This window comes from Streptomyces sp. NPDC028711, from assembly GCF_055565415.1.
On sequence record NZ_JBVHUJ010000005.1, the window covers coordinates 337092 to 361999 of the forward strand.

At 71.6% G+C, this 24908-nt stretch carries 22 protein-coding genes; 16 read left to right on the plus strand and 6 right to left on the minus strand.

What is annotated here, in order from left to right; all coding sequences use genetic code 11:
- The first annotated feature begins 182 nt into the window (after nt 1-182).
- On the plus strand, nt 183-1910 hold the full coding sequence (locus ACZ4VK_RS19360; protein ID WP_468353576.1) for an amidohydrolase: 1728 nt from the start codon (nt 183-185) through the stop codon (nt 1908-1910).
- 121 nt (nt 1911-2031) lie between these two features.
- Here the strand turns inward: ACZ4VK_RS19360 and ACZ4VK_RS19365 are convergent, their stop codons facing one another.
- The 3 genes from ACZ4VK_RS19365 to ACZ4VK_RS19375 form a co-directional block, all read right to left on the minus strand.
- Nucleotides 2032-2688 carry a DUF305 domain-containing protein gene (locus ACZ4VK_RS19365; RefSeq protein ID WP_468353577.1) on the minus strand — a complete coding sequence of 219 codons (657 nt, stop codon included), beginning with the start codon at nt 2686-2688 and terminating at the stop codon, nt 2032-2034.
- 98 nt (nt 2689-2786) lie between these two features.
- Nucleotides 2787-3212 carry a DUF6153 family protein gene (locus ACZ4VK_RS19370; RefSeq protein WP_468353578.1) on the minus strand — a complete coding sequence of 142 codons (426 nt, stop codon included), beginning with the start codon at nt 3210-3212 and terminating at the stop codon, nt 2787-2789.
- Between the two features lie 136 nt (nt 3213-3348).
- Entirely contained in the window at nt 3349-3696 is a 348-nt protein-coding gene (locus tag ACZ4VK_RS19375; protein WP_468353579.1) for a tetratricopeptide repeat protein, read from the minus strand.
- Nucleotides 3697-3847: 151 nt separating this feature from the next.
- Here ACZ4VK_RS19375 and ACZ4VK_RS19380 point away from each other — a divergent pair, with 151 nt between their 5' ends.
- Nucleotides 3848-4813: a pirin family protein gene (locus ACZ4VK_RS19380; RefSeq protein WP_468353580.1), complete on the plus strand. Its 966-nt coding sequence runs from the start codon at nt 3848-3850 to the stop codon at nt 4811-4813.
- A 482-nt stretch (nt 4814-5295) separates the two neighbouring features.
- Here ACZ4VK_RS19380 and ACZ4VK_RS19385 read toward each other — a convergent pair whose 3' ends face one another.
- Entirely contained in the window at nt 5296-6642 is a 1347-nt protein-coding gene (locus tag ACZ4VK_RS19385) for a pyridoxal phosphate-dependent decarboxylase family protein (protein WP_468353581.1), read from the minus strand.
- A 287-nt stretch (nt 6643-6929) separates the two neighbouring features.
- On the opposite strand from ACZ4VK_RS19385, the gene cuyB reads away from it, so the two are divergent.
- Together cuyB and ACZ4VK_RS19395 are read left to right on the plus strand one after the other, a co-directional pair.
- Nucleotides 6930-7673: a cysteate racemase gene (gene cuyB, locus ACZ4VK_RS19390; RefSeq protein ID WP_468353582.1), complete on the plus strand. Its 744-nt coding sequence runs from the start codon at nt 6930-6932 to the stop codon at nt 7671-7673.
- Nucleotides 7674-7742: 69 nt separating this feature from the next.
- Nucleotides 7743-9434, plus strand: a complete 1692-nt coding sequence (locus ACZ4VK_RS19395; RefSeq protein WP_468353583.1) for a PucR family transcriptional regulator — start codon at nt 7743-7745, stop codon at nt 9432-9434.
- Between the two features lie 12 nt (nt 9435-9446).
- Here ACZ4VK_RS19395 and ACZ4VK_RS19400 read toward each other — a convergent pair whose 3' ends face one another.
- Nucleotides 9447-10034, minus strand: coding sequence for an isochorismatase family protein (locus ACZ4VK_RS19400; protein WP_468353584.1), 588 nt, complete (start codon nt 10032-10034; stop codon nt 9447-9449).
- A gap of 195 nt (nt 10035-10229) precedes the next feature.
- On the opposite strand from ACZ4VK_RS19400, the gene ACZ4VK_RS19405 reads away from it, so the two are divergent.
- The 12 genes from ACZ4VK_RS19405 (at nt 10230) to ACZ4VK_RS19460 (ending at nt 24460) form a co-directional block, all read left to right on the plus strand.
- On the plus strand, nt 10230-11555 hold the full coding sequence (locus ACZ4VK_RS19405; RefSeq protein ID WP_468353585.1) for a serine hydrolase domain-containing protein: 1326 nt from the start codon (nt 10230-10232) through the stop codon (nt 11553-11555).
- A gap of 21 nt (nt 11556-11576) precedes the next feature.
- Complete coding sequence (locus tag ACZ4VK_RS19410) at nt 11577-12524, plus strand: serine hydrolase (RefSeq protein WP_468353586.1); 948 nt, start codon at nt 11577-11579, stop codon at nt 12522-12524.
- The gene (locus tag ACZ4VK_RS19415; RefSeq protein ID WP_468353587.1) at nt 12521-13438 is read left to right on the plus strand and encodes a serine hydrolase; all 918 of its coding nucleotides are present in this window, start codon (nt 12521-12523) and stop codon (nt 13436-13438) included. Before ACZ4VK_RS19410 ends, ACZ4VK_RS19415 begins: the two co-directional genes overlap by 4 nt.
- A gap of 236 nt (nt 13439-13674) precedes the next feature.
- Nucleotides 13675-15267 (plus strand): ABC transporter substrate-binding protein, encoded by a 1593-nt coding sequence (locus tag ACZ4VK_RS19420; protein ID WP_468353588.1) that lies wholly within the window; start codon nt 13675-13677, stop codon nt 15265-15267.
- The gene (locus tag ACZ4VK_RS19425) at nt 15264-16301 is read left to right on the plus strand and encodes an ABC transporter permease (protein ID WP_468353589.1); all 1038 of its coding nucleotides are present in this window, start codon (nt 15264-15266) and stop codon (nt 16299-16301) included. Before ACZ4VK_RS19420 ends, ACZ4VK_RS19425 begins: the two co-directional genes overlap by 4 nt.
- On the plus strand, nt 16301-18118 hold the full coding sequence (locus ACZ4VK_RS19430; protein ID WP_468353590.1) for a dipeptide/oligopeptide/nickel ABC transporter permease/ATP-binding protein: 1818 nt from the start codon (nt 16301-16303) through the stop codon (nt 18116-18118). Before ACZ4VK_RS19425 ends, ACZ4VK_RS19430 begins: the two co-directional genes overlap by 1 nt.
- Nucleotides 18115-18807, plus strand: coding sequence for an ABC transporter ATP-binding protein (locus ACZ4VK_RS19435; protein WP_468353591.1), 693 nt, complete (start codon nt 18115-18117; stop codon nt 18805-18807). The genes ACZ4VK_RS19430 and ACZ4VK_RS19435 overlap by 4 nt, the downstream gene beginning before the upstream one ends.
- 78 nt (nt 18808-18885) lie before the next feature.
- Nucleotides 18886-19908 carry a dipeptidase gene (locus ACZ4VK_RS19440; RefSeq protein WP_468353592.1) on the plus strand — a complete coding sequence of 341 codons (1023 nt, stop codon included), beginning with the start codon at nt 18886-18888 and terminating at the stop codon, nt 19906-19908.
- 232 nt (nt 19909-20140) lie between these two features.
- A complete protein-coding gene (locus ACZ4VK_RS19445; protein ID WP_468353667.1) occupies nt 20141-21223 on the plus strand; it encodes a M20 family metallopeptidase in 1083 nt (360 codons plus the stop codon).
- Nucleotides 21220-21990, plus strand: coding sequence for a GNAT family N-acetyltransferase (locus ACZ4VK_RS19450; RefSeq protein ID WP_468353593.1), 771 nt, complete (start codon nt 21220-21222; stop codon nt 21988-21990). The genes ACZ4VK_RS19445 and ACZ4VK_RS19450 overlap by 4 nt, the downstream gene beginning before the upstream one ends.
- A gap of 35 nt (nt 21991-22025) precedes the next feature.
- Nucleotides 22026-23138, plus strand: a complete 1113-nt coding sequence (menC, locus tag ACZ4VK_RS19455; RefSeq protein ID WP_468353594.1) for an o-succinylbenzoate synthase — start codon at nt 22026-22028, stop codon at nt 23136-23138.
- A gap of 611 nt (nt 23139-23749) precedes the next feature.
- The gene (locus tag ACZ4VK_RS19460) at nt 23750-24460 is read left to right on the plus strand and encodes a hypothetical protein (protein ID WP_468353595.1); all 711 of its coding nucleotides are present in this window, start codon (nt 23750-23752) and stop codon (nt 24458-24460) included.
- 21 nt (nt 24461-24481) lie between these two features.
- Here the strand turns inward: ACZ4VK_RS19460 and ACZ4VK_RS19465 are convergent, their stop codons facing one another.
- On the minus strand, nt 24482-24901 hold the full coding sequence (locus tag ACZ4VK_RS19465; RefSeq protein ID WP_468353596.1) for an ATP-binding protein: 420 nt from the start codon (nt 24899-24901) through the stop codon (nt 24482-24484).
- Nucleotides 24902-24908: the final 7 nt, after the last annotated feature.

Here is a 24908-nt window from a genome sequence, read left to right on the forward strand (position 1 = left end):
GGCCAGGCCCCGTCTTCGCCCGCGCCACCCACCCCCGACCCCCAGGCCTGCCTCTGCCTCCCAGGCCCCGCCTTCGCCCGCACGCCTCACCCCCGGCCGGCAGCCTCGGGGCCCCTGCCGCCCCGTCACCGGCCTCTCGCCCGCCCCGACACCCTCGTACGTACGTCATGGAGCCACCCCGCATGAACAGCAGCACCCCCGACCGCACTGCGCCCCCCGAAGGCGCCGCGACCCTTGACCGCACCGACGACTCAGCACCCATCCCCGACTCCGCTCCCGCCGACCTCCTCCTCACCGGGGCCCGGATCCACACCGTCGACCCCGCACTCCCCGAGGCGCAGGCGCTCGCCGTCCGTGCCGGGCGCATCGTCTGGATCGGGTCGGACGCGGGGGCCGGGGCCTGGACCGGCGCCGGCACCCGGGTCATCGACGCCGGTGGACGGCTCGTCCTCCCCGGTTTCGTCGACGCCCACAACCACGTCCGCCTCGGCTCCGACGACGCCTGCGTGCAGCTCGCCGGCGCCCGCAGCCTCGACGTGATCCACGCCCGTATCCGCGCCTGGCACACCGCGCATCCGGAGGCCGAGTGGATCGAGGCCGAGGCCTTCGACTACTCCGCGATTCCCGGCGGACGTATGCCCACCGCCGCCGACCTCGACCCGGTCACCGGCGACACCCCCGCCCTCGTCCTCAGCTACGACGTCCACACCGCCTGGCTGAACACCGCCGCACTCCGGCGGCTCGGCGTGGACCGCGACCACACCGACCTCCCCTTCGGGAGGGCGGTCACCGACCCGGCGACCGGCGAACCGACGGGATTCGTCAAGGACTTCGCGATCAAGGGACTCTCGCGCGACGGCCACCGCGCCCTGCGCGAGCTCGGCGTCCCCTGGGCGTCGCCGGACCGGCAGTACGGCCGGCTCGCCAAGAGCCTCGACGACGCCATCGGCTTCGGCATCACCACCGTCGTCGAACCCCAGAACTCGCTCGACGACCTCGCCCTGTTCGAGCGCGCGCGGGCGGAGGGCAGGCTCCGCTCGCGGATCGTCGCCGCGCTCTTCCACCCGAGGGGAACGACCGACGCCGAGCTGGACGAATTCCGCGCGGCGGCAGGGAAGTTCACGGACGACCGGCTGCGGGTCGGCCCGCTCAAGCTGTACATCGACGACGTCGTCGAACCCCGTACCGCAGCCCTTCTGGAACCGTACGCGGGCTGCTCGCACCACCGTGGTGACACCTTCTACCCGCCCGAGGAGTTCGCCGGACTGCTCACCCGCCTCGACGCGCGGGGCTTCCAGTGCTTCGTCCACGCCACCGGCGACCGGGGGATCCGTACCGTCCTGGATGCGGTCGAGCGGGCCCGTGCCGCCAACGGGCCGCGCGACGCGCGCCACCAGATCGTGCACGTCGAGTGCCTCGACCCGGCCGACACCCCGCGCTTCGCCGAACTCGGCGTCGTCGCCTGTATGCAGCCCCGGCACGCCGCTCCGGACATCGCCGGACCCGGTCAGGACTGGGCCGAGAACGTCGGCCCCGACCGCTGGCACAAGGCCTGGCCGCTGCGGAGCCTGAGCGCGGCGGGCGCGGTCCTCGCCCTCTCCAGTGACTGGAACGTCGCCGAGATGGACCCCATGGTCGGCATCCACGCCGCCGTCACCCGCCGCCCGCCCGGCGGCGGGGAGTCGTGGACGGCGGCCGAGACGATCGACGTCGCCACCGCCGTCGAGGGCTACACGATGGGCTCGGCGTACGCCAACTTCCTGGAGGACGAACGGGGTTCGCTGACGGTCGGCAAGCTGGCCGATTTCGTCGTCCTCTCCCGCGACATCCTCCGCGTCGCGCCGGACGAGATCCCGGGCACGGTGGCAGAGACGGTCGTGGTGGGCGGGGAGGTCGTGGTGGAGCGCTGAGGGCCCGGGGGCGGCTCACGCGGCCGGGGGCAGCCCGCCCAGGAGAGCGGCGGGCCGCCTCACGCCTCGTACGGTGCCGAGTCGGGAGCGGACCGACCCGACGCGCCCCACCCCGCCCCGATCAGATCCGGTCGAGGATCTTCCGCAGGGCGGCGACCTCGGCGGACTGGGTCCGTACGACGTCGTCGGCGAGGGCCTTCGCCGCGGCGTTGCTGCCGTTCTTCTGCTCGTCCTTCGCCATGTCGACGGCGCCGTTGTGGTGGGCGATCATCAGCTCGGCGAACTTGCGGTCGAAGGCCTTGCCCGTGACGGCGGCCAGATCCTTCATGTCCTGCTCGGACATCATCCCGGCCATGCCGTGTCCGCCGCCGGAGCCGTGACCGGCGGACTCGGGCTTGCCCCAGCCCTTCAGCCAGGCCTTCATCTTCTGGATCTCCGGGTCCTGGGCCTGCTCGATGGCGGTGACGAGCTTCTTGACCTCCGGGTCCTGGGCCCGGCCCTCGGCGAGCTTCGCCATCTCCAGGGCCTGCTCGTGGTGGGGGATCATCATCTGCGCGAACATGACGTCCGCGTCGTTGAAGGCTCCGGGGGCGGCGGCATCCGTGGAGGAGCCGGAAGGGGCGGGGGAGGCGGAAGCGGAAGCGGAGGCGGACGAACCGGCGTGGTCCGTTCCGCTCGTGCCGCTGTCCGTGCCGCAGGCGGAGAGGACGAGTCCGGTCGCGACGGCGATGCCGACGAGGGCGGACGTCCGGGCGGTGCGAGAGGTGAAGGCGCGCATGTGGGTGATACCTCGTGTGCTGTTCGTACAGACGGAAAAGGGCGGACCGAAGCCGTCCACGGGCAGCGCGGGGCGCCCGAGGCGGCGGTGCGTACGGTCTAGATCCGCAGGACGGACAGCTGGGTGAGGTCGGGGGGCCGGGGCGGCGGAGCGTGCGGCCCCAGGGTGGGCGTGAGCCGCGCCAGGAGGAGTGCCGACCAGTCGGGGCGGCGAGCGAGGGCCGCCCGGACGAGTCCGGTGAGCAGCCAGCCGGCCAGGACGGCCACGCACAGGGTGGTCATGTCCATCCCGGTGCCCGGCTCGTGCCGAGGGCCGGGGCCCTCGTGGCCGTGGGCGCCGGTGCCCGCGTCGTGGCCGGCGCCGACGGAGGCGACCGCGGAAGTGGTCTCCGTACCGCCGCCCGAGCCCTCGGGATGGCCGACGGCATGCATGAGGAACACGCCGAGCGCGAGCACGACGACGAGCAGAAGACGCGCCAGGGCGCCTTCCGCTCGTCTGCCGTGTTCTGCTCGGTGTGGACGCATAGCCAGGACCTCCTGGCTGACGAATATACCGTGCGGGGGTATGAGGGACGCGTGAGGACGGCGGTGTCTCGCCGGCCATGACGGCGGGTCGGGTCAGGACGGAGGCGTCGCCCCAGCCATGGCGGCGGGTGCCGGATCAGGACGGAGGCGTCTCGCCCGCCATGGCAGCGGCCATCCGCAGATGCGGCGCGGCCTCGTCCGCGCGCCCCTGGCGCTCCAGCGTGCGCCCGAGCATCAGCCGGGCGTAGTGCTCGACCGGGTCGCGCTCCAGGACGGCCTTCAGCTCGGTCTCGGCCCGGGAGAGCTGGGCGGAGTGGTAGTACGCCCGGGCGAGAAGGAGCCGCTGGGCGTTCTGCTCGGGGTGATCGGCGACCAGGCCGCGCAGGATGCGGACGGCGGTTCCGTACTCCTTCGCGTCGAAGAAGAACCGGGCGCGGTCCCAGCGTTCTCCGGCCGTTCCGAACTCGTAGTACGTGTCGCTCACTTGCCTCAGCCTTTCCGGAGTGCCTGATCTGCCACCCTGGGAGGTGGACGACCAGGTCAACAAGGCGAGATGGTTGAACATTCCACTAAGATCATCTCGTCTCCACGGAGGCGCCACGCCTCCCGTAAACCCGGACAGGAACAGGTTGAGCATGAGCAATCTTGATCGCCAGGCCGCGCTGACCGTGTGCGGCGGCCGCGGCTTCGTCGTCGCCGAGCCGGTACGGGAACTCCTCAGCCCCCGACGGGTCCGGCTCGGAGAGTCGACCGAGGTCAGGCGACTGCTCCCCAACCTGGGCCGGCGGATGGTCGGGGCCTGGGCCTTCGTCGACCACTACGGCCCCGACGACATCGCCGACGAGCCGGGGATGCAGGTCCCGCCGCATCCGCACATGGGACTCCAGACCGTCAGCTGGCTCCACGACGGCGAGGTCCTGCACCGCGACTCCACCGGCAGTCTCCAGACCATCCGGCCGCGCGAACTCGGCCTCATGACCTCGGGGAGGGCCATCTCCCACTCGGAGGAGAGCCCCAAGCCGCACGCCCGCTTCCTGCACGGCGCCCAGCTCTGGGTCGCCCTCCCCGACACCCACCGCCATGTGGAGCCGCACTTCCAGCACCACGCCGACCTGCCCCGGGTCACCGCCCCGGGCCTCACGGCCACGGTGATCCTCGGGGAACTCGACGGAGCCGCCTCGCCCGGCACCACGTACACCCCGCTCGTCGGAGCGGACCTCGCCCTCACGGCGGGCACCGAGACGAACCTCCCGCTGGACCCGGACTTCGAGTACGCGGTCCTGGCGATGTCGGGCGAGGCCCACGTCGACGGCGTCCCGGTCCACCCCGGCTCGATGCTCTACCTCGGCTGCGGCCGCACCGAACTCCCCCTCCGCGCGTCCTCGGACGCCGGCCTGATGCTCCTTGGCGGCGAACCCTTCGAGGAGGAGATCGTCATGTGGTGGAATTTCGTGGGCCGCACGGACGAGGAGATCCGCAAGGCCCGCGAGGAGTGGATGACCTCCGACCGCTTCGGCGAGGTGAAGGGGTACGACGGCGACCGCCTGGACGCCCCGGAGGTCCCGGCGACCCAGCTGAAGGCGCGGGGAAGGGTGCGCTGACCTGGTCTTTCATCCTCGGAGTCGATTCAGGGGTGGACGGATGCCGGTCCTCCTCGCGGCTTCCGGCATGACTGCTCAGGGGATGCGTATCGCATCCCCTGCCGGTCGCGCAGTCGGCGAGTGTGCTTCCAAGGTGTGCTCGCATGCGAGCAGGTCTGGTCAGCTGAATGCCGACCTTTTGCCGACTTCGCTGGCAGGCCATCAGGTGACATGGCGGTGCGGGTGGCTCTGTCGGCGTTGGCGCGGAGACGGTTTCTCCTCTGCTCGGCGTGGGACGTTGTCCCAGCCCTGATCGAGCACGACGAAGGCGTGCAGGGGGATCGCGGGGTGCAGCCTCGGCGGTGGCCCTGGTCGCCGACGGCATCGCCAGCGCCATGGTCGTCCTCGTGTCGGAAACCAGACGCCGTTTTACGCGCTCGATTCTCCCCGGCCGGGACAGCCCCACTCGGGGGTTGTCCCGGCCGCTTGGCGGCGGGGGTTGTTCAGGCCATGGTGCCCACGATCTCCTCGACCAGCTCCAGAGTGGTCTCTGGGTGCAGAAAGGCGAACCGTGCGACGGTCTCGCCCTCCCAGCCGGTCGGTGCGACGAAGGCGGTCTGGCCGGCGAGGAGGCGGGCGGACCAGGCCGCGTAGTCCTCCGCGGTCCAGCCGATGCGGCGGAACAGTACGGCGGACAGCTCTGGTTCGCGGATGAGTTCGAGGTATGGGGTGTCGCGGATGAGGGTGGCGGTGGCGCGGGCCAGGGTGAGGGCCTTCTCGATGGCCTCGCTGTAGGCGCGGGTGCCGTGGACGGCGAGGGAGAACCACAGGGGGAGGCCTCGGGCGCGGCGGCTCAGGTGGTGGGCGTAGTCACTCGGGTTCCACTGGGCGTCGTCGTCCGTGTGAAGGGCGTCGAGGTAGGAGGCGTCCTGGGTGTGGGCCACTCTCGCCAGGCGCGGCTCGCGGTAGAGGAGGGCGGCGCAGTCGAGGGGGGCGAACAGCCACTTGTGGGGGTCGATGACGAGGGAGTCGGCGTGCTCGATGCCCCGGTAGCGCTTCCGGAGGCTCGGGGCGAGGAGGCCGGCGCCCCCGTACGCGCCGTCCACGTGGAACCACAGGCCGAAGTCCCGTGCCGCGGAGGCGATTCCCGCGAGGTCGTCGATGATGCCGGCGTTGGTCGTGCCGGCCGTCGCCACCACCCCGATGACGTCGGACGGGTCCGCGTCGGCGACGAGCGCCGCGCGCAGCGCGGGACCGGTCAGGCGGTGGTCCACGGTCGGCACCGTGATGGGCTCGACGCCGATGATGCGCAGGGCGTTGCCGATGGACGAATGGGCCTGGTCGGACACGGCGAACCGGACGCGGTCGTACGGGCCGAGGCCCCGGCGGCGCCGGCCCGTGTCACGTGCGGTCACCAGGGCGGAGAGGTTTCCGGCCGAGCCGCCGGAGACGAAGCATCCGCCGGCTTCGGCCGGCATCCCGGCGAGGTCCGCGAGCAGGCGCAGGACCTGGTTCTCGGCGGTGATGGGGCCTGAGGCGAGGAGCCAGGAGACGCCCTGGATCGACGAGCACGAGACGAGCATGTCGAAGAGGGTGGCGGCCTGCGTGGGGGCGGCGGGGACGAACGACAGGAAGCGGGGACTGTCGACCGCGATCACGGTCGGCGCGAGCTGCTCGGTCCACAGGCGCAGGACCTCCGCCGGATCGTTTCCCTCGGGGCCGATCAGCCCGGCCAGGACCCTGTCGAGTTTGTCCCCCTCGCCCGGGTGGTTGAGCGGGGGCCGGTTCAGCAGCCGGTCGCGCAGGGAGGCGACGACGAGGTCGGTGAGGGCAGGGTCGTACGTGTGCATGGTGGGCCTTCGTGTTGACGATCAACGAACCCGGCCGGGCAGGGGCGGGGCCGGAGGTCAGTCAAATCGGCACCCGGGTGCGAGGGTTCGGTCTCCGTCACAGCTCTGGGGTGGTCGCTTCGTCCGCTCGACCGAACCCGATGCCCGGCGCGGGGGTGCTCCGGCGCCCCGTACCAATCCCGGCCGGAGCTTTTGGCGTCGGCGACGACATTTCGCTGTTCCGATCGGACGACGATCGCGTCGAGACCCCGCGCAGCACGGCGGGAAGAACGGAAAGGCTGCCCCGCATGCGTCACGTCACCCGCCCGACCCTCGGCATCCTCGGCGGGATGGGCCCCCTTGCCACGGCCGACTTCTACCGGCGGCTCGTCGAACGCACCCCGGCGGGATCCGACCAGGCGCATCTGCCCGTCCTCATGTGGGCGGATCCAGCCGTCCCGGACCGGACGGCGGCGCTGCTCGGGGAAGGGCCTTCGCCCGTTCCCGCCCTCGTCGAGGGTGCCCGCTGGCTCCAGCGCGCGGGAGTCAGCTGCATCGCCGTGCCCTGCAACACCGCGCACGCCTACGTCGAGCAGCTGTCCAGGGCCACCGGCGTCGAGGTCCTCGACATGATCAGGGCCGCCCTTGAGGCAGCGGCGCGCCGCACGCCTGGGCTTGAGCGCGTGGGTGTTCTGGCGACGAGGGGGACGCGGCTGACCGGGCTGTACGAGCGGGCCGGCGCCCGGCTCGGGCTCGACGTGGTCCAGGTGCCCGACGCCGTACAGAAGGAGTACGTGGACACCGCGATCCGCGCGGTCAAGGGCGGCGGACATCCTGGCGGGCCCGAGCGCTGGATCGCCACGGCGACCGAGAGCCTCAAGGAGCGGGGCGCGCAGGCGGTCGTCGCCGCCTGTACCGAGATACCGCTGATCAGCTCAGCGGCATCCCGCGTGCTACCGCTGGTCGACTCGACCGACGCCCTCGCCGAAGCCGCCGTCGCCCGCCTCTGGCGACCCACAAGCGCAGTTCGTATCCGCGAACGAACCTGCTGACGTACCCTCGTCCGCACGCACCACATCGCAGGGCTGTGCGAGTCCTAACCTGCGGAGATGATCAGGCACATGTCGACGCACCCCGCCCGAAGCCTCAGCCGGGTGCTCGAGGACTTCGGCCACACGCTCTTGGACCTGCTGTACGGCGACCCCGACGCGGCCGGTGAGATCGGCGGCGTCGGCATCCACGACCCGTACGACGAGCAGCACTACCCGGAGCGCGCCATCGTGCTCGGCGTCGGTGTCAACGGAGCGGAGGAGACCGCGCGGCTGCTGCGGTATCTCGCCGCGCTCGGAGCCACCGCCCTCGTCGTCCGCGGCCCCGTCGAGGACGCCGACGAGCTGGAGCCGGTCGTCACCGAGACCGGCGTCGCTCTGCTCGCCCTGACCCGCGGAGCCTCCTGGGCCCAGCTCGCGGCCATGCTGCGCACCCTGCTCGCCGAAGGCGACGTGGGCAATGCGGGGGAGGGTGAGGAGCAGACCCTGGGCGGGGTGCCGTCCGGAGACCTCTTCGCCCTGGCCAACGCCATCGCCACCCTCCTCGACGCCCCCGTCACCATCGAGGACCGGCGCTCCCGCATCCTCGCCTTCTCCGGACGGCAGGACGAGGCGGACGCCCCGCGGGTGGAGAGCATCCTCGCCCGCCAGGTGCCCGAGCGCTATCTGCGCCACCACGAGGAGCACGGCGTCTTCAAGGAGCTGTACCGCAGCGACGGCCTGGTGCACGTGCCCGCGCCCACCCTCGGCGACGAGGCGGCACTGCCCCGGGTCGCCGTCGCCGTGCGTGCCGGCGACGAGTTCCTCGGCTCCGTATGGGCCGCGCTGCGCAAGCCCCTCACTCCGGAGCGCGAGAAGGCGTTCCTGGAGGCGGCGAAGCTCGTCGCCCTCCACATGCTCCGATTCCGGGCCGGTACGGACGCCGAGAACCGCCTGCGCGCCGACCTCGTCGCGACCGCCCTCGAAGGCGGGGCCGGAGCGGTCGAAGCGCTCGGCCGGCTCGGCCTCGTCGACGAACCCACCCTGGTCATGGCCATGGGGCTCGCGCCCGAGCGGGGAGAGGACCACGCCCACGTCACGGCCGAGCGTCAGCGCCTGGCCGCCGCCCTGGCCGTGCACCTCACCGCCGTACAGCCGCGTTCCGCGGTGGCGCTGCTCGGTGACGTGGCGTACGCACTCTTCCCCGTCCCCGGCGACAGCGCCCATGCCAGGGATCGCGCCCTGCAGGTGGCGGCGAACTTCCTCCAGCGCACCGGCGACCGCACTGGTGCCGTCATCGGAATCGGCTCTGTCGCCGAGGAACCGGCAGCGCTCCCGCGGTCCCGGGCCAACGCCGACCGGGCCCTGCGCGTGCTGTTCACCGGCCGGACCGGGAAGCGTGTCGCCTCGATCGCCGACGTGTACGTCGACGCTCTGCTCCTGGAGATGCGGGACCTGGCCGTCGCCAACCGCGACGAGTTGTCCGGGCCCCTCGCCCGCCTCGTCGCGTACGACGCCAAGCACAACGCCCACCTGGTCGAGACCCTGCGGGCGTGGCTGGACGCCTTCGGCGACGTGATCACCGCCTCCGCGAGCGTGTTCGTCCACCCCAACACCTTCCGCTATCGCATCCGCCGGGTGTCCGAGGTCGGGGAGATCGACCTGCAGGACCCGTCGGCCAGGTTCGCCGCGATGTTGCAGCTGCGGCTGCTGGGACCGGGGCAGACGCAGAACGGCCGCGGGACCGGGACCGAAGGCCCGGGCCCCGCCGCCAGGCTCGACTGAGCGTCGGCTCGGTCAGAGCCGCACGCCCGGCGGGACCGTCAGGTCCGCGTGGGTGTCGTGGAAGGCGTCCGCGTCCTGGATGGTCCGCACCCAGTCGTAGAAGAGTTCCTTGGTGGACAGCGTTTCGATGCCCCGGCCGGCCAGGCGTCGCAGGCCTCGCTCGTGGGCCTGACCGGGGGAGTACGCGGCGTCGTCCACGACCACCACGCGCTTGCCCGCGTGGTGCAGCTGGATCGCCGAGTGAGCCACGCAGATGTCCGTCTCGATGCCGACCAGGATCATCGTCGTGCGTCCGGTGGCCTCGATCGCGGCGGCGATGTCGGGGTTGTCCCACACGGCGAAGGCGTTCTTCGACAGCGTGACCGCCTTGGCCGGCAGCGCCTCGCGGATCTCCGGCACGGTGTGGCCGCTGGCCGCCGGGTCCTCCTCGGTCACCACGACGGGGATCTCCAGGCGGTCCGCCACGGACGTGATCCAGGCGATGCGCCGCACCATGTCGTGGAACCGCTGCCGGTCCACGTCGAGCCGGTGGGGCGGGTAGAAATCGGTCTGCACATCGATGATCACCAGGGCGCAGTCGTCGCGGTCGATCAGCGGCATCGTCGTCTCGTCTCCTCGTACGTCGGGTGGACGCCACCCTAGGAACGCCGATCGCCCCCCGAGTCGTCCGCCGGGACAAGCTCCGACCTGCACGTTCGTATCTCAGTACGAACTCTGCTGGCGCCTTGGTGCGTACGCTTCCGGCCAAGTTCACCGAGCCGCAACCAGACACATCGAGCCACCCGGAGGGCGAGCGTGAAGGCCGACATCGAGCACTGGACGAGCCGCCTCGCGGTGCTCGCCGCCGATTCCGACGTGCCTGGCGCGAGCCTGGCCTTCTGGTACGGCGGCGACCTGTACGAGTGCGCCACCGGCGTCCTCAACACCGCGACCGGGGCGCCGGTGCGCACCGACTCGCTGTTCCAGATCGGTTCGGTCACCAAGGTGTGGACCGCGACCCAGCTGATGCTCCTGGTCGAACAGGGCCGCGTCACGCTGGACACCCCCGTCGTGGAGATCCTGCCGGAGTTCCGGGTGGGCGATACGCGCGCCACGGACGAGATCACCCTCCGCCACCTGCTCACCCACACCTCGGGCATCGACGGCGACCTGTTCCTGGACACCGGGCGCGGCGACGACTGCCTGCGCCGGTACGTCGAGGCGTGCGCCGACCTGGAGCAGACCTTCCCCGTCGGGGACTCCCACTCGTACTGCAACTCCGGCTTCGTCATCGCCGGCCGTGTCGTCGAGCAGCTCACCGGAAAGGTGTGGGACCAGGCCCTGCGCGAGCAGATCTGCGACCCGCTCGGCCTCACGCACACCCGGACGCTGCCGGAGGACGTCCTGCGCTTCGGCGCGGCCGTCGGCCACGACGAGCACGGCGCCGTGGTGCCGCGGTGGGGCCTGCCCCGGTCCGTCGGCCCCGCAGGCCTGATCTGCGCGCGGGCCGCCGACGTGGTCGCTTTCGGCCGTGCCCACCTCAGCCCCGGAGCGCTCCTCGCCGACCCTGCCGCCTTGCGGCAGGCTCAGGTCGATCTGCCCAACCCGCACGCCGGCGGACGGCAGTGGGGCATCGGCTGGAGCCTGGACGAGTGGGACGGCCATGAGGTCGTCTCCCACACCGGCGACACCATCGGCCAGCACGCCGCGCTCTGGGTCCTGCCCGAGCCAGGGACGGTCGTCGCCGCGCTGATCAACGGCGGCCGAAGCGTCGAGTTCCAGCACCGTCTCGTCACCGAACTCCTTGGGGGCCTGCACGCGATCGACGTCCCCGCGCCCATCGCGCCGCCCGAGCCGCCCGTCGACGTCGACGTCGAACCCTTCAGCGGCATTTACGAGCGGGCCGGCAGCAGGATCCATGTCACCGCGCACGAGGGTGGGCTGCGCCTGCGCACCGAACCCACCGGCGTCCTCGTCGGCCTCGCCCGGTCCCGCACCCTCGACCTCGTCGCCGTCGACGCGACCAACTTCGTCGGCCGCGACGAAGGCGACTCGATCTGGGACGCGGTGGTGTTCGAGCAGCGCGCCGACGGCTCCTCGTACCTCCACTACAGCGGCCGTGCCACCCCCAAGGCCGGCTGATCTCCGCAGGATCGGATCCCCATGACACCACCATCCACCGCAGACGCGACGACCCCAGCTCTCCGGACGATCTTCGACGAGGCCGGAGTCGAGGGCTTCGTCCACGCCCGCGACATCGACGGCGACGGCGAAGGCGGTGACCGCGAGGTCGCCTTCCGCGCCGACGCCCCCGTCGTCGTCGCCTCCCTCCGCAAGATCGCCGTCGCGGTCGCCTACGCCCGCCAGGCCGCCGCCGGAGCCCTCGACCGGGCCGCCCGCCACACCATCACCGCCGCCAACCGCGAGGGCGGCGGCATCGGCACCGACAGCTGTCGGCACGACGTCACCATGAGCACCCGCGACCTCGCCTTCTTCATGCTCTCCATGAGCGACAACGCGGCCACCGACAAGCTCATGGAGATCCTCGGCACGGACCGGGTACGCGCCGTCGCCGCCGAACTCGGCTGCCCGCGCCTCCCCGTCGGGCGCTACCGCGAACTGTGGGACCCGGTCTGGGAGGAGCTCGGCCTCGACCCGGACGGCGACATCGACGCCCAGCTCGACGAGGTGAGCGAGGACCGGATCAGGGGCCTCGCCATGTTCGACCCGACGCGTTCGGCGTCCAGCACGCCACGGGAGATCACCTCCCTGCTGACCGCGATCTGGCGCGACCGGGCCGGCCCCGCCGAAGCCTGCGCCGAAGTACGCCAACTCATGAGCCATCAGCTGTCCGTCCACCGCCTCGCCGCGGGCTTCGACGACGACGTCCGCGTCGCGGCCAAGAACGGCTCCCTGTGGGGCGTCCTCAACGAAGCCGCCGTCGTCGAGTACCCCGACGGCGGCCGCTACGCCGTCGCCGTCTTCCTGCGCACCCCCGCCCTCGGCGGCCGCAACCCGGCCGCCGACGCCGCGATCGGCCGCGCCGCACGGACCGCCGTCGACCACCTGCGCCGGGCACCGGCCGCCCTTCCGACCGAGGAGACGACATGACCACAGCCGCAGCACCGTCGGCCGGAGCCGAGGAGGCGCACTCCGTGCTCGCGTCCGCCTTCGCCGAGGCCGGTGTCGAAGGCCACGTCCACGCCCGGGACCTCGACACCGGGGAGGAGTTCGGTCACGGTGCCGACACCCTGGTCGTGCTGGCCTCCGTCTTCAAGATCCCCATCGCCCTGGAGTACGCCCGGCAGGCAGCGGCAGGAGAGCTCGACCCGGCACGGCGCCACACCGTCACCTCCGCCTACCGGGCCGGCGGCAGCGGCACCGACGGCTGCGCCCACGACGTCGAGATGAGTGCCCGCGACCTCGCCTTCATGATGATGACGATCAGCGACAACGCCGCCACCGACCTGCTCCTGGACATCGTCGGAACCGAACGGGTCCGCGCGACACTGGACGAGCTGGGCTTCCCCGACTTCGGGTTCTCCTCCTGCGCCGCCCTGGACGACGACATCCGCCGGGAACTCGGGCTCGATCCGGACCGCTCCCTCGACGACCAGCTGGCGGGCGTTCCCGACGAACGGCTCCTCGCCCTGCGGGCCTGCGCTCCCGGCACCAGCCCGTCGAGCACGGCCCGTGAGGTGACCGCTCTCCTCGCCGCCATCTGGCGCGACGAGGCCGGGCCGGCGAGCGCCTGCGCCGAGGTGCGGGACATCATGAGTCAACAGGTCTGGCAGCACCGCCTCGTCTCCGGCTTCCCCGAACCGGGCGTGCGGCTCGCCGGGAAGACGGGCACCGACTTCGCCGTACGCAACGAGGCCGGCGTGATCGAGTACCCGGACGGCAAGCGGTACGCCGTGGGCGTCTTCCTTCGTACGTCGACCGCAGCCACGCGGCAACCCCTCGCCGACCGTGCGATCGGCCGGGCCGCCCGGGCCGCCGTCGACCATCTCCGCGCCGGAACCTGAACGAACCCACGCCGAGCCAAGCCACCCCGAGCCACCCGTGCACGCCGCCCCTTCGTACGGACACGTCACGCCCCGGACCGCATCGCCCGCGGTCCGGGGCCGACGCGTCTCCGAGACCGTCGCTTGGCTTGGGATCCCCCACCCAATGAGCCCCGCGGCTTTCGTCGCCCCGACTGAATCATTTCCGGCCACGAGCCGCGACTGTGGGGCAACTCTCCCGCTCCAAGGAGCCCCCTATGAAGCCCCCGATGAAAAGAGCCAAGGCGATATCCGCCTGTCTCGCGGTGTCACTGCTGACGGCCGGCTGCGGCAGCGTCGCGCAGGCCGGGTCGACCGGCGGCGACGCCTTCACCTTCGCGATCAAAACCGATCCCGGTCTGCTCGATCCGGCCCAGTTTCAGAACAGCACCACGTACACCGCCCTGTCGCTCGCCTACGACACGCTGGTGAACATCGCCCCCGACGGCCGCATCGTCTCGGGCCTGGCCCAGAAATGGGACGTCAAGCCGTCGTCGGTCACCTTCACCCTTCGCCGCGGCGTCACCTGCTGGGACGGCAGCCCGGTGACGCCCAGCACGATCGCCGCGAACATCGACCACATCACCGATCCGGCCACCAAGTCGCCCGCGATCGGTGTCGTGGTCCCCGAGGGCCTGACCGCGAAGGCAGATGACCAGGCGGGTACGGTGACCCTTGCCACGCCCAAGCCGTTCGCGCTCATCCTGCAGAGCACCCGGTACCTGTTCATGGTCTGCGGCCAGGGTCTGAAGGACCGCTCCCTGCTCGAGAGCGGCACCTCCGGATCGGGCCCCTTCCAGCTCACGGCGGCCCGGCCGAACCAGAGTTACACCTTCACCCGGCGCACGGACTACGCCTGGGGACCCGGCGGAGCAACGGCATCCGATCCCGCCATGCCGGGCTCGGTCGTCCTCAAGGTCGTCAGCAACGAGTCGACCGCGGCCAACCTACTGCTCTCCCACCAACTGAACGCCGCGCAGTTCGCCGGCCCCGATCGTGCCCGGGTGACCAACGTCCCCGGCGTGACCACCACCGTCCAGGCCAACGGCACCCAGGAGTTCTTCTTCCACCAGGGCAAGGGACACCCCGGCCACGACCCGGCGGTCCGCAAGGCACTTCTCCAGGCCGTCGACCTGCACGCCCTCGGCGCGATCTCCACCGGCGGCACCGGACAACGGCCCACCGGTCTGGTCCTGCAGCCGAACCCCTGCCCCGGTGACACGGTCACCGGCCACCTGCCCGCCTTCGACCCCATCGCGGCCGGCTCGGCGCTCCACGCGGCCGGCTGGCGCCGAGGCCCCGACGGCTTCCGGACGAAGGAAGGAAAGAGGCTCACCATCCGCATGATCTACGGCACCTTCGGGGGCGAGAGCATGGCCGCCGCGGCCGAATACCTGGCCGATGCGTGGAAGAAGGTCGGCGTCGACGTGCGGCTGCGGGCCCTGTCGGACGCCACCTACGACGAGGTGGAAGCGGTCACTCAGGACTGGGACGTGGACTGGGTGTCGCTCGGCGTCACCCTGCCCACGCAGCTCATCGGTTCGCTGTCCGGCCCCTTCACCCCCGAGGGCGGCAACTTCGCCCACCTCACCAACACGACGTACGAGGAACTCACCGCCGAGGCGAGCAAGCTTCCGGGAACGTCGGGCTGCGCCCTGTGGGCGCGGTCGGAGAGTGCGCTGTTCGACAACGTCGATCTCGTCCCCGTCGTCGACAAGACCCTCACCACCGCAGCCCACAACGCCACCTTCCGCATCACGGCGGGGCTCTTCGACCCGACGTCGATCCGTATGACGGGAGGACGGAAGTGACCACCCCATCCGACGTGCTCGCCCCGCACCAAGCGCCTGCCGCCGCTGCGCCGCGCCGCCACCGCCGGCTCACGCCAGGCTTCTTCGCCCGGCAGCTGCTCCGTCTGGCCGGCTCGCTCGCCGTTCTTGTCGTGGCCTCGTTCTCGATGATCCACCTGATCCCCGGCGACCCGCTGCGCAAGATGCTCGGCCCGACCGCACCGAAGGAACTCGTCGCGCAGCGCCGGAGCGAACTCGGCCTCGAAGAACCGCTGTTCACCCAGTTCATGCACTACGTCCGCGACCTTGCGTCGGGCGACCTCGGGACGTCGTTCTTCTCCTCCCAGCCGGTCGGCGACATCATCGGTGAGGGCCTCCCCGCCACCCTGGCTCTCGCGGTCCTCGCCACTCTGGTCGCCCTCGCCGTGGCCGTACCGCTAGGCCTGTGGGCCGCCGTCCGCACCCACAACGGACGTCGGCGCGGCACCGAGACCGCCTTCACCACGCTGACCGGCGCGGCCGTCGCCATCCCCGAGTATCTCTACGGTCTGGCGCTGCTGCTCGTCCTCGCCCTGGGACTCGGCCTGTTCCCGCCCGCCGGTCTGACCGGCCCCGCCTCCTTCGTCCTGCCCGTCACGGCGCTCGCCATTGCTCCGGCGGCGATGATCGCCCGCCTGGCCCGGGTGGAGACCCTGCGCGAACTGGACACCGACTACATGCGCCTGGCCCACGCCAAACGGCTGCCCGCATGGCGGCTGTACGCGGTCCACCTGTTGCCCAACGCCCTCACCGCGACCCTGACCATGGGCGGCCTGCTGCTCAGCGGACTCATCACCGGCAGCGTCCTGGTCGAGAACGTCTTCGCCTGGCCCGGCCTCGGGCTGCGCACCGTCGAGGCCATCACGCAGAAGGACTATCCCGTGGCGCAGGCCATGATCCTCGTCTACGGAGCGCTCGTCCTCGTCGTCAACTTCCTCGTCGACATCCTGCTCGGGCTCCTCGACCCCAAGTCGACACTGGCCACCCCGTCCGCCTCCACCCGCCGGGAGGGCTGATGCGCCGCCTGCTGAGAAACCCCGTCGGTCTGCTGGGCGCCGTACTCGTCGCCCTCATGGTCCTCCTCGCCATCGTCGGACCGCTGATCTGGCAGGACGCCGCCGACCAGATCAACCCCCAGGAGATCAGCCAAGGAGCGTCGTCCGCGCACCTGCTCGGCACCGACGCCCTCGGCCGGGACCTGCTCGCCCGGACCCTCGTCGCCACCCGGCTGACCCTCGGCCTGGCCTTCCTCGCCACCCTCATCGGCACCGTCACAGGCATCCTCCTCGGCACCCTGCCGCAGATCCTTCCGCGACCGGCCGGCCGCGCGGTCATCGCCGCGGTCGACCTCCTGGTGGCCTTCCCCACCCTGCTGCTCGCCATGTTCACCGCCGTCGTCGCCGGGCTCGGCGCACAGGGCGCCGTCCTCGGCATCGGCGTGGCCCTCGCACCGACCTTCGCCCGGCTCACCCACACCATGACCGCGACCGTCGCGGGATCGGACTACATCGCGGCCGCCCGCATGCTGCGCGTGCCCCGCCGCCGCATCCTCACCCGGCACATCCTCCCCAACATCGCCGAACCTCTCATCCTCAACACCGCCCAGGCGATGGGCGGCGCCCTCCTCGGCCTGTCCGCGATGTCCTTCCTGGGCATGGGCGTCCAGGCACCCTCGTACGACTGGGGGCGCCTGCTCAACGAAGCCTTCGGGCACGTCTACGTCACCCCGTCCGTGGTCGTCGCGCCCGCGCTCGCCGTCACCCTCGCCGGTCTCGGCTTCATGCTGCTCGGCGACACCTTCGCCAAGGCCGCCGCCCACACGAGCGAACCCGTCGGCAAGCCCGCCGCCCTCGTGGTGACCCCCACCCGGGACGAGCCCGTCCCGGACGCCGTCCTGGAGGTACGGGACCTCACCGTCGCATTCCCCGGCGACATCTCCCCCGTACGCCAGGTGTCGCTGACCGTCCGCGAGGGCGAGATCGTCGGCCTCGTCGGCGAATCGGGCAGCGGCAAGAGCATGACCGCCGCCGCCATCGGGCAGATCGTGCCCTACCCCGGCCTTGCCGGCAGCGCCCGCACGCGACTGGCCGGGGTGGACCTGGACGGCCTCACGGACGCGGAGCGCCGCAAGCTGCTCGGCTCGTCCCTGGCGATGGTCTTCCAGGACCCCACCTCCTCGCTCAACCCGGCCTTGCGGGTCGGCGGCCAGCTCGCCGAAGTCGCCACCCTGCACGACGGCGTCACGCGCACCGAGGCACGGGCCCGCGCCGTCGAACGCCTCGGCACGGTCCGCATCAAACAGCCGGCCGAGGTCGCCCGGCAGTACCCGCACGAGTTGTCCGGCGGTATGCGCCAGCGCGCCGTCATCGCGATGGGCCTCATGGGCACGCCCCGCCTGATCATCGCGGACGAGCCCACCACCGCGCTCGACGTCACCGTCCAGCGCGAGGTGCTGCGGGTGCTGCGCGAGGTGGTCGACGAGACGCGCGCAGGCGCCCTGTTCATCTCCCACGACATCGCCGTCGTCAGCGAACTGTGCGACCGGATCGCCGTCATGTACGCGGGCCGCGTCGTCGAAGAGCTCCCTGCCGACGGCCTCCACTACGCCCGGCACCCCTACACCCGTGCCCTGGTCGGCTCCCTCCCCGACATGGACACCGACCGGTCGGGCCCCCTCAGCACCATCCCCGGCCGCCAGCCCGCGCCCGGCGACGTCGGCGACGGCTGCGCCTTCGCCGACCGGTGCGCCTTCGCCACCGCCCGCTGCGCGATCCGCCCCAAGCTGCTCGCCCGCACGGAAGACCACTCCGTGGCCTGCTGGGAGGTCCAGTGAACATCGACGGACTCACCGTCCGATACGGCTCCTTCACCGCCGTCGACGGCGTCAGCATGGAGGTCCCCGAGGGCTCCGTGACCGGTCTCGTCGGGGAGTCCGGCTCCGGGAAGTCCACCCTCGCCCGCGCCGTGGCCGGCCTGACCCCCTACCGGGGCAAGGTCACCGGAGTCGCGCCCGGACGCGTCCAGATGGTCTTCCAGGACCCGTACTCGTCGCTGAACCCGCGCATGAGCATCGGCGACGCCATCGCCGAAGGCACCCGCGTCCCGCGCGCCCAGCGGGCGACGGAGGTCGGCCGGCTCCTCGAACTGGTCTCCCTGCCCGCCACGTACGCGGGCAAGTACCCTCGCGAACTCTCCGGCGGCCAGCGCCAGCGCGTAGCCATCGCCCGCGCCCTCGCGGCCGGGCCCAAGCTGCTCATCGCCGACGAGATCACCTCCGCCCTGGACGTCTCCGTCCAGGGAGCCGTCCTCAACCTGCTGCGCGAACTGCGCGGCGAACTCGGTCTGACCATGCTGTTCATCTCGCACAACCTCGCCGTCGTGCGGTACGTCTGTGATGACGTCGCCGTCATGCACCATGGCCGGCTCGTGGAGTCAGGCCCCGTCGAAGAGGTGATCGGGGCGCCCCGGCACGAGTACACCCGCACCCTGCTCGACGCGGTCCCGCGCCTCGCCCGCGCCTGAGCCTCCCGCTGTCGCGTCCGGCGGTCCGGCACCCCGTACGGGCCGCCGGACGCCTTCCCCCTGCCCGAAAGGATCGTCGTGTCCCACGACCTCCACCGCCGCGCCGTCGTCGCCGACGCGCACAACGACCTCCTCATGGCCGTCGCCGCCCGCCCCCCGAAGCGCTGGGGCGCCTTCTTCCGCGAACGCTGGCTGCCCCAGCTGCGCGAGGGCGGCATCGACATCCAGGTCCTGCCCGTCTTCATCGACGACCAGTACCGCCCCGAGGGCGCCCTCCGGCAGACCCTCCGCATGATCGAGTGCGCCCACGTCCTCGCCGAGGCCAACGCCGACCAGGTCGCCCTGTGCATGAACGGCGACGACACCGACGCGGCCCTCGCCGAGGGAAAGATCGCCCTCGTCCTCGCCCTGGAGAGCGCTCCCGGCATCGACGCCTCCGTCGAACTCTTCCCCACCCTCTTCCGGCTCGGCGTACGGATCGCCTCGATCGCCCACTGGGGACGCACCCCGCTCGCCGACGGCAGCCGCGAGGACGCCACCGGCAGCCGGCTGACCGTGCCCGGCGTCGAGGCGCTGCGCGAGATGGAACGCCTCGGGATGCTCTTCGACATCTCCCACCTGGGCGCGAGCGGCGTCACCCACGTCCTGGGGCTGGCCACCCGGCCGCTCATCGCCACCCACTCGTGCGCCCGCGCCCTGCGCGACCACCACCGCAACCTGACCGACGAGCAGATCCGCGGCGTCGCCGCCAGCGGCGGCGTGGTGTGCGTGAACTTCGTACCGGACTTCCTCACCGACGACCAGGCGAAGGTGAGCACCGACCGCATCGTCGACCACATCGAGCACATCGTCTCCGTGGCCGGGATCGACCACGTCGGCCTCGGCTCGGACTTCGTGCGGGAGGTCATGCACGACGTCACCCCGCCCTGCTGCGAGAGCCTCGACGACGAGGACCCGATGTTCGACTTCCCCGGCCTCGAAGGCCCGGCCGGAATGCCTCTGGTGACCGAGGCGCTCGTGCGCAGGGGTCTGCCGGAGCAGGACATCGTGAAGATCCTCGGCGGGAACATGCGGCACCTCATGGCTAAGCACATGGGCTGACCCCTTGCCGTGGAACGGTGCCCGGCCGGGCGTGCGACGCGCCGGGCACCGGCCGTTCCGGCGGTCCTTCGGTCCGCCGTACGAATCGGGGGCCCAGGTTTTCACCGTGCCACCAACCGGGCCGGGTCCGCCCTTCCTAGCGTGGCTGTCATCCCAACCTGGAGGACTCACCGTGCCGGTCGACCAAGAACCTCACGCCCTGCGAGCGGGCCATGCGTTCCCTCTCGACGCCATGCTCGCCGACCTCGAAGAACTCGTGACCTGCGAGTCGTACTCCGCCGACCACGCCGCTGTCGCCCGCAGCGCACAGGTGGTCGCCTACCAGGGCGGCCGGCTGCTCGGCGCCCGCCCGCAGACGCTGGTCGTCGACGGAGTCACCCACGTTCAGTGGACCTTCGGCACCCCGCGGGTGATGCTCCTGGGCCACCACGACACCGTCTGGCCGATCGGCTCCCTCAAGACCCACCCCTGGTCGGTGGAGAGCGGCACCGCCCGCGGCCCCGGCGTCTTCGACATGAAGGCCGGCCTGGTCCAGATGTTCCACGCACTCGCCGCCCTGCCCTCCCTCGACGGACTCTGCGTCCTCGTCACGGGCGACGAGGAGGTCGGCTCGGACACCTCCCGCCACCTCATCGAGGACCTGGCGCGTCAGTGCACGGCCACCTTCGTCCTGGAACCCTCCGCACCCGGAGGCGCACTCAAGACCGGCCGCAAGGGCGTCTCCCTCTACGACATCACGGTCCACGGCCGCGCCGCCCACTCCGGGCTCGAACCCGAGAAGGGCATCAACGCGGCGACCGAACTCGCCCACCAGGTCCTCGCCCTGAGCCGGATCGTCGACACGGTGACCGCCGAGACCGGGCCCGGGACGACGGTCACCCCCACGCTTGCCTCGGCGGGCACCGCGAACAACACCGTTCCCGCCCGCGCCGACCTCAGCGTGGACGTACGTGTTCCCAGCGCTGCAGCCCAGGACGCTGTGGACCAGCTGATCAGGGCCCTGCGGCCCGAACTCCCCAACGCGCGCCTGAACATCACCGGCGGCCCCAACCGCCCGCCCCTGGACCCCGACGCCTCACGCGGGCTCTTCGCCCTGGCCGGCGACATCGCCACGCGACTTGGTCTCGGCCCCCTGCGGCAGGCAGCCGTCGGCGGGGCGTCCGACGGCAACTACACCGCCGGAGTCGGCTGCCCCACCCTCGACGGCCTCGGCGCCGTCGGCGACGGCGCCCACGCCGATCACGAACACGTCGTCACCGCCACGATGCCGGACCGCGCCCGGCTCCTGGCCCACCTCGTCGGAGCGATGCAGTGACCGCACTCGACGTCAGGGAACTCCACACCATGGACGACCTCGACACCGTCAGCCGCCTCTACGCCGACATCTGGGGGACGGACGCCGACAGCCCGCCCGTCTCCGCCGAAGTCATGCGTGCCCTGTCCCACGCGGGCAACTATGTCGCCGGCGCCTACGAACAGGGCCGCCTGGTCGGCGCGTCCGTCGCCTTCTACGGCGAACCCGTCGGCACCACCCTGCACTCCCACATCACCGGCACCGCCCAGGGCCGTGGCATCGGCCTCGCCCTCAAACTGCACCAGCGCCAATGGGCCCTGAGCCGCGGCCTGAAGCGCATCACGTGGACCTACGACCCGCTGATCCGCCGCAACGCCTACTTCAACCTCGTCAAGCTCGGCGCCCGCCCCGAGGAGTACCTGCAGTCCTTCTACGGCGCCATGGACGACGCCATCAACGGCGGCGACGAGTCCGACCGCGTCCTGACCGCCTGGGACCTGACCGCGCCCGCGGGGCCGTACACCTTCGAGCTGCCTGCCGACACCGCTCACGGTGTCCGTAACCACGTCGGCCGCCCCGTGATCGGCCCGACCGACGCCCACACCGTCCTCGTCGACCTGCCCGACGACATCGAGTCCCTGCGCCGCACCGACCCGAGCGCCGCACACGACTGGCGGCTGGCCGTACGGCACACCCTGGGCGGCCTCCTCGCCGAGGGAGCCCGTGTCGCCGGCTTCCACGACCGACGCAGCTACGTCATCCACCGCACCACCGGCACCGCCGCCTGAACGACCCCATGAGCAACCCCAGGAGCCACCCGCACATGAAGACCACGATCTCCGGCGTCGAACTGCGCCGCATCGCGATGCCGCTCGTCGCCCCGTTCCGCACCTCCTTCGGCGTCGAGACCAGCCGCGACGTCCTGCTCGTCCGCGTCGTCACCTCCGACGGCATCGAAGGCTGGGCCGAGTGCGCGGCCATGTCCGAGCCCCGTTACTGCTCCGAGTACGTCGACGGAGCCCAGGACGTCCTGCGCCGCTTCCTCGTCCCGGCCCTCGCCAAGGGCCGGGTGGACGCGGCGGCGGTCAGCCGCGTACTCGAACCCTTCACCGGCCACCGCATGGCTAAGTCTGTTCTGGAGACCGCCGTCCTCGACGCCCAGCTCAAGCTGTCGGGAGAGTCCTTCGGCTCGTACCTGGGCGCGGCCCGCGACCGCGTCCCCTGCGGCGTCTCCGTCGGCATCATGGACTCGATACCCGAGCTCCTGAACGCGGTGGACGGCTACGTCTCCGAGGGCTACGTCCGGATCAAACTGAAGATCGAGCCCGGCTGGGACGTCGAGCCGGTCCGCGCCGTCCGTGAGCGCTTCGGTGACGACATCCTCCTCCAAGTCGACGCCAACGCCGCGTACACCCTGGTCGACGCCCAGCAGCTCGCGCGACTGGACGACTTCGGCCTGCTCCTCATCGAACAGCCCCTCGCCAACGACGACATGGTCCAGCACGCCCAGCTCGCCAAACTGCTGCGCACCCCGATCTGCCTGGACGAGTCCATCGAGTCCGCCGCCGACGCCGCCGCGGCCATCTCGCTGGGCGCCTGCTCGATCATCAACATCAAGCCGGCCCGCGTCGGCGGCTACCTCGAAGCCCGCCGCATCCACGACATCGCCCGCGCCCACGGCATCCCTGTGTGGTGCGGCGGCATGCTGGAGACCGGCATCGGCCGCGCCGCCAACGTCGCCCTGGCGGCCCTCCCCGGCTTCACCCTCCCCGGCGACACCTCCGGCTCTCACCGCTACTTCGCCACGGACATCACCGACCCCTTCGTCCTCGCCGACGGCCACCTCGACGTCCCGAAGGGCCCGGGGCTCGGTACCGAACCCCTCCCGGACGTCCTGAAGGAGGTCACCACCTCCACCGAGTGGATCGCGCTTTAGTCCTCCGCGCAGGACGGCCGACCTCCCGAAGGCTCCCGGGGCGCGCACCGCGCCCCGGGAGCCTTCGTTGCACCTCGTCTCCTGCGACCGGATGACCCGACCGAATTCAGAGCGGGACACGAACGAAAGGGGCCACCGCTCCGGCACAGTGGCACCACCGCACAGCGTGACGGCGGGAGCGCTTTCACCCGCGAGCACCCACGACGCCACGCAGCCCGTCCGTCTGGCAGTTCAGCTGAAGAACCCCTTTCAGCGCGAGGACGGGGGCGCCCGGAGTCGGGTGCAGGATCCGCGTCGCCCCACCGGCGGCGCGGATTCCTCTGCCGGGTGCGCTGACCTGGGGATTTCTCTCCCGAGCCGATATGGCATCGGGGATGCTCGGCCCCTTCCTGTGGCTGTCTTCGCGACTGCGGGAGGGGGCCCATCGCATCCCTCCCGCACTCGCGCAGTCGCGCAGTCGGCGGGCGTACTCCCAGGGTGTGCTCGTGTGCGAGCAGTGTGGACGGTCACGCGATTCCCCAGGCGCTGGGACGGGGTGTGTGCGGCGCCCGTCCCTGGGCTGACAGAAACTGTTCGACGGACCGGGCAAGGACAGGCCATGATGCGCACTCGTGACGGAGATGAAGCAGTTCGTGATCCGGGCCGCGGCCCGCAACAACGCCGAGTGGTGCGCGTCGATGAGCCGATCGCACGGCTTGGCGGGCGAGTTCGGGTTGCAGGCTTGGGCCGTCCCGACCCGGCCGCCGCTGTACTACCCCGACGCGGTGACGCTGCTGCCGGGGACCGAGGCCGGCGCGCTGGTGGGCCGGATCGATACCGCCGCGCCCGGCGCCTGCGTCAAGGACAGTTTCGCCGACCTCGATCTGACGGGGGCCGGCTTCAAGGTGCTGTTCGACGCGCAGTGGATCCACCGCCCAGCGAGCGCGCCGACCACCTCACCGGATCTCGCCTGGGACGTGGTCAGCAGCCCGGACGAGCTGCGGGCCTGGGCCCTTGCCTGGGATGACGGGGGCGGCAACGCGGACCTCTTCCGGCCCGCATTGCTCGATGACCCGGCCACGTCCGTGCTCGTCGGACACTCCGCTGACGGCCTGGTGGCCGCTGGGGCGGTGGCGAGCCGCAACGACCATGTGGTCGGCATCTCCAATGTCTTCGCGGTGGAGGGCGGCGCTGACCGGGCCTGGCCGGTGGTGCTGGAGGCAGCGCACCGGCTGTTCCCGACCCTGCCCGTGGTCGGCTATGAGCACGGCGCGGACCTGGATGCCGCCGTCCGCCATGGCTTCGAGGCGGTCGGTCCGCTGCGGGTGTGGCTGCATGGCTAGTTGATCCGTGGACGGCGTTGATCAGCCGGTCCGGCAGGGACTCGGCGACGACCGGGGTGAGGAAGAGGGGACACCAGTCGCTGAGTCAGAGTCGAAGCTCTCCAAGGTGGCCTGCTGCTCGAACTTCGCCACGCGCAGGCGGCGTTCGAGAGCGACGGTCTGGCGGCGGCTGATCTCGTCCTGGCTGAGGACTTGGAGGAAGCCGAGCTGCCCGAGCTCGCCGCCCTGGGCCTGGGCGAGGCGGTTGCGTAAGGTCGCCGAGATGTACGACGCGGCCATGGAGGCCGCGGACAGCCCGTTGGGCAGCGCGCCGATGGGGCGGAGAGTCGGCGATACCGTCGAGTAGCAGACGCCGGACGGACAGGCCAGCGCCGTCGTGGTGTCCCTCGGCGAACAGGGTGGTGCGTCCTGGCTGTAGGAAGCAGCCGTCGAGGAACTCACCCGGTCG

Coding starts and splice junctions, on each gene's coding strand:
- ACZ4VK_RS19360 (WP_468353576.1), top strand. CDS start 183: ATGAACAGCAGCACCCCCGACCGCACTGCGCCCCCCGAAGGCGCCGCG.
- ACZ4VK_RS19365 (WP_468353577.1), bottom strand. CDS start 2,688: ATGCGCGCCTTCACCTCTCGCACCGCCCGGACGTCCGCCCTCGTCGGC.
- ACZ4VK_RS19370 (WP_468353578.1), bottom strand. CDS start 3,212: ATGCGTCCACACCGAGCAGAACACGGCAGACGAGCGGAAGGCGCCCTG.
- ACZ4VK_RS19380 (WP_468353580.1), top strand. CDS start 3,848: ATGAGCAATCTTGATCGCCAGGCCGCGCTGACCGTGTGCGGCGGCCGC.
- ACZ4VK_RS19385 (WP_468353581.1), bottom strand. CDS start 6,642: ATGCACACGTACGACCCTGCCCTCACCGACCTCGTCGTCGCCTCCCTG.
- cuyB (WP_468353582.1), top strand. CDS start 6,930: ATGCGTCACGTCACCCGCCCGACCCTCGGCATCCTCGGCGGGATGGGC.
- ACZ4VK_RS19395 (WP_468353583.1), top strand. CDS start 7,743: ATGTCGACGCACCCCGCCCGAAGCCTCAGCCGGGTGCTCGAGGACTTC.
- ACZ4VK_RS19400 (WP_468353584.1), bottom strand. CDS start 10,034: ATGCCGCTGATCGACCGCGACGACTGCGCCCTGGTGATCATCGATGTG.
- ACZ4VK_RS19410 (WP_468353586.1), top strand. CDS start 11,577: ATGACACCACCATCCACCGCAGACGCGACGACCCCAGCTCTCCGGACG.
- ACZ4VK_RS19415 (WP_468353587.1), top strand. CDS start 12,521: ATGACCACAGCCGCAGCACCGTCGGCCGGAGCCGAGGAGGCGCACTCC.
- ACZ4VK_RS19420 (WP_468353588.1), top strand. CDS start 13,675: ATGAAGCCCCCGATGAAAAGAGCCAAGGCGATATCCGCCTGTCTCGCG.
- ACZ4VK_RS19430 (WP_468353590.1), top strand. CDS start 16,301: ATGCGCCGCCTGCTGAGAAACCCCGTCGGTCTGCTGGGCGCCGTACTC.
- ACZ4VK_RS19445 (WP_468353667.1), top strand. CDS start 20,141: ATGCTCGCCGACCTCGAAGAACTCGTGACCTGCGAGTCGTACTCCGCC.
- menC (WP_468353594.1), top strand. CDS start 22,026: ATGAAGACCACGATCTCCGGCGTCGAACTGCGCCGCATCGCGATGCCG.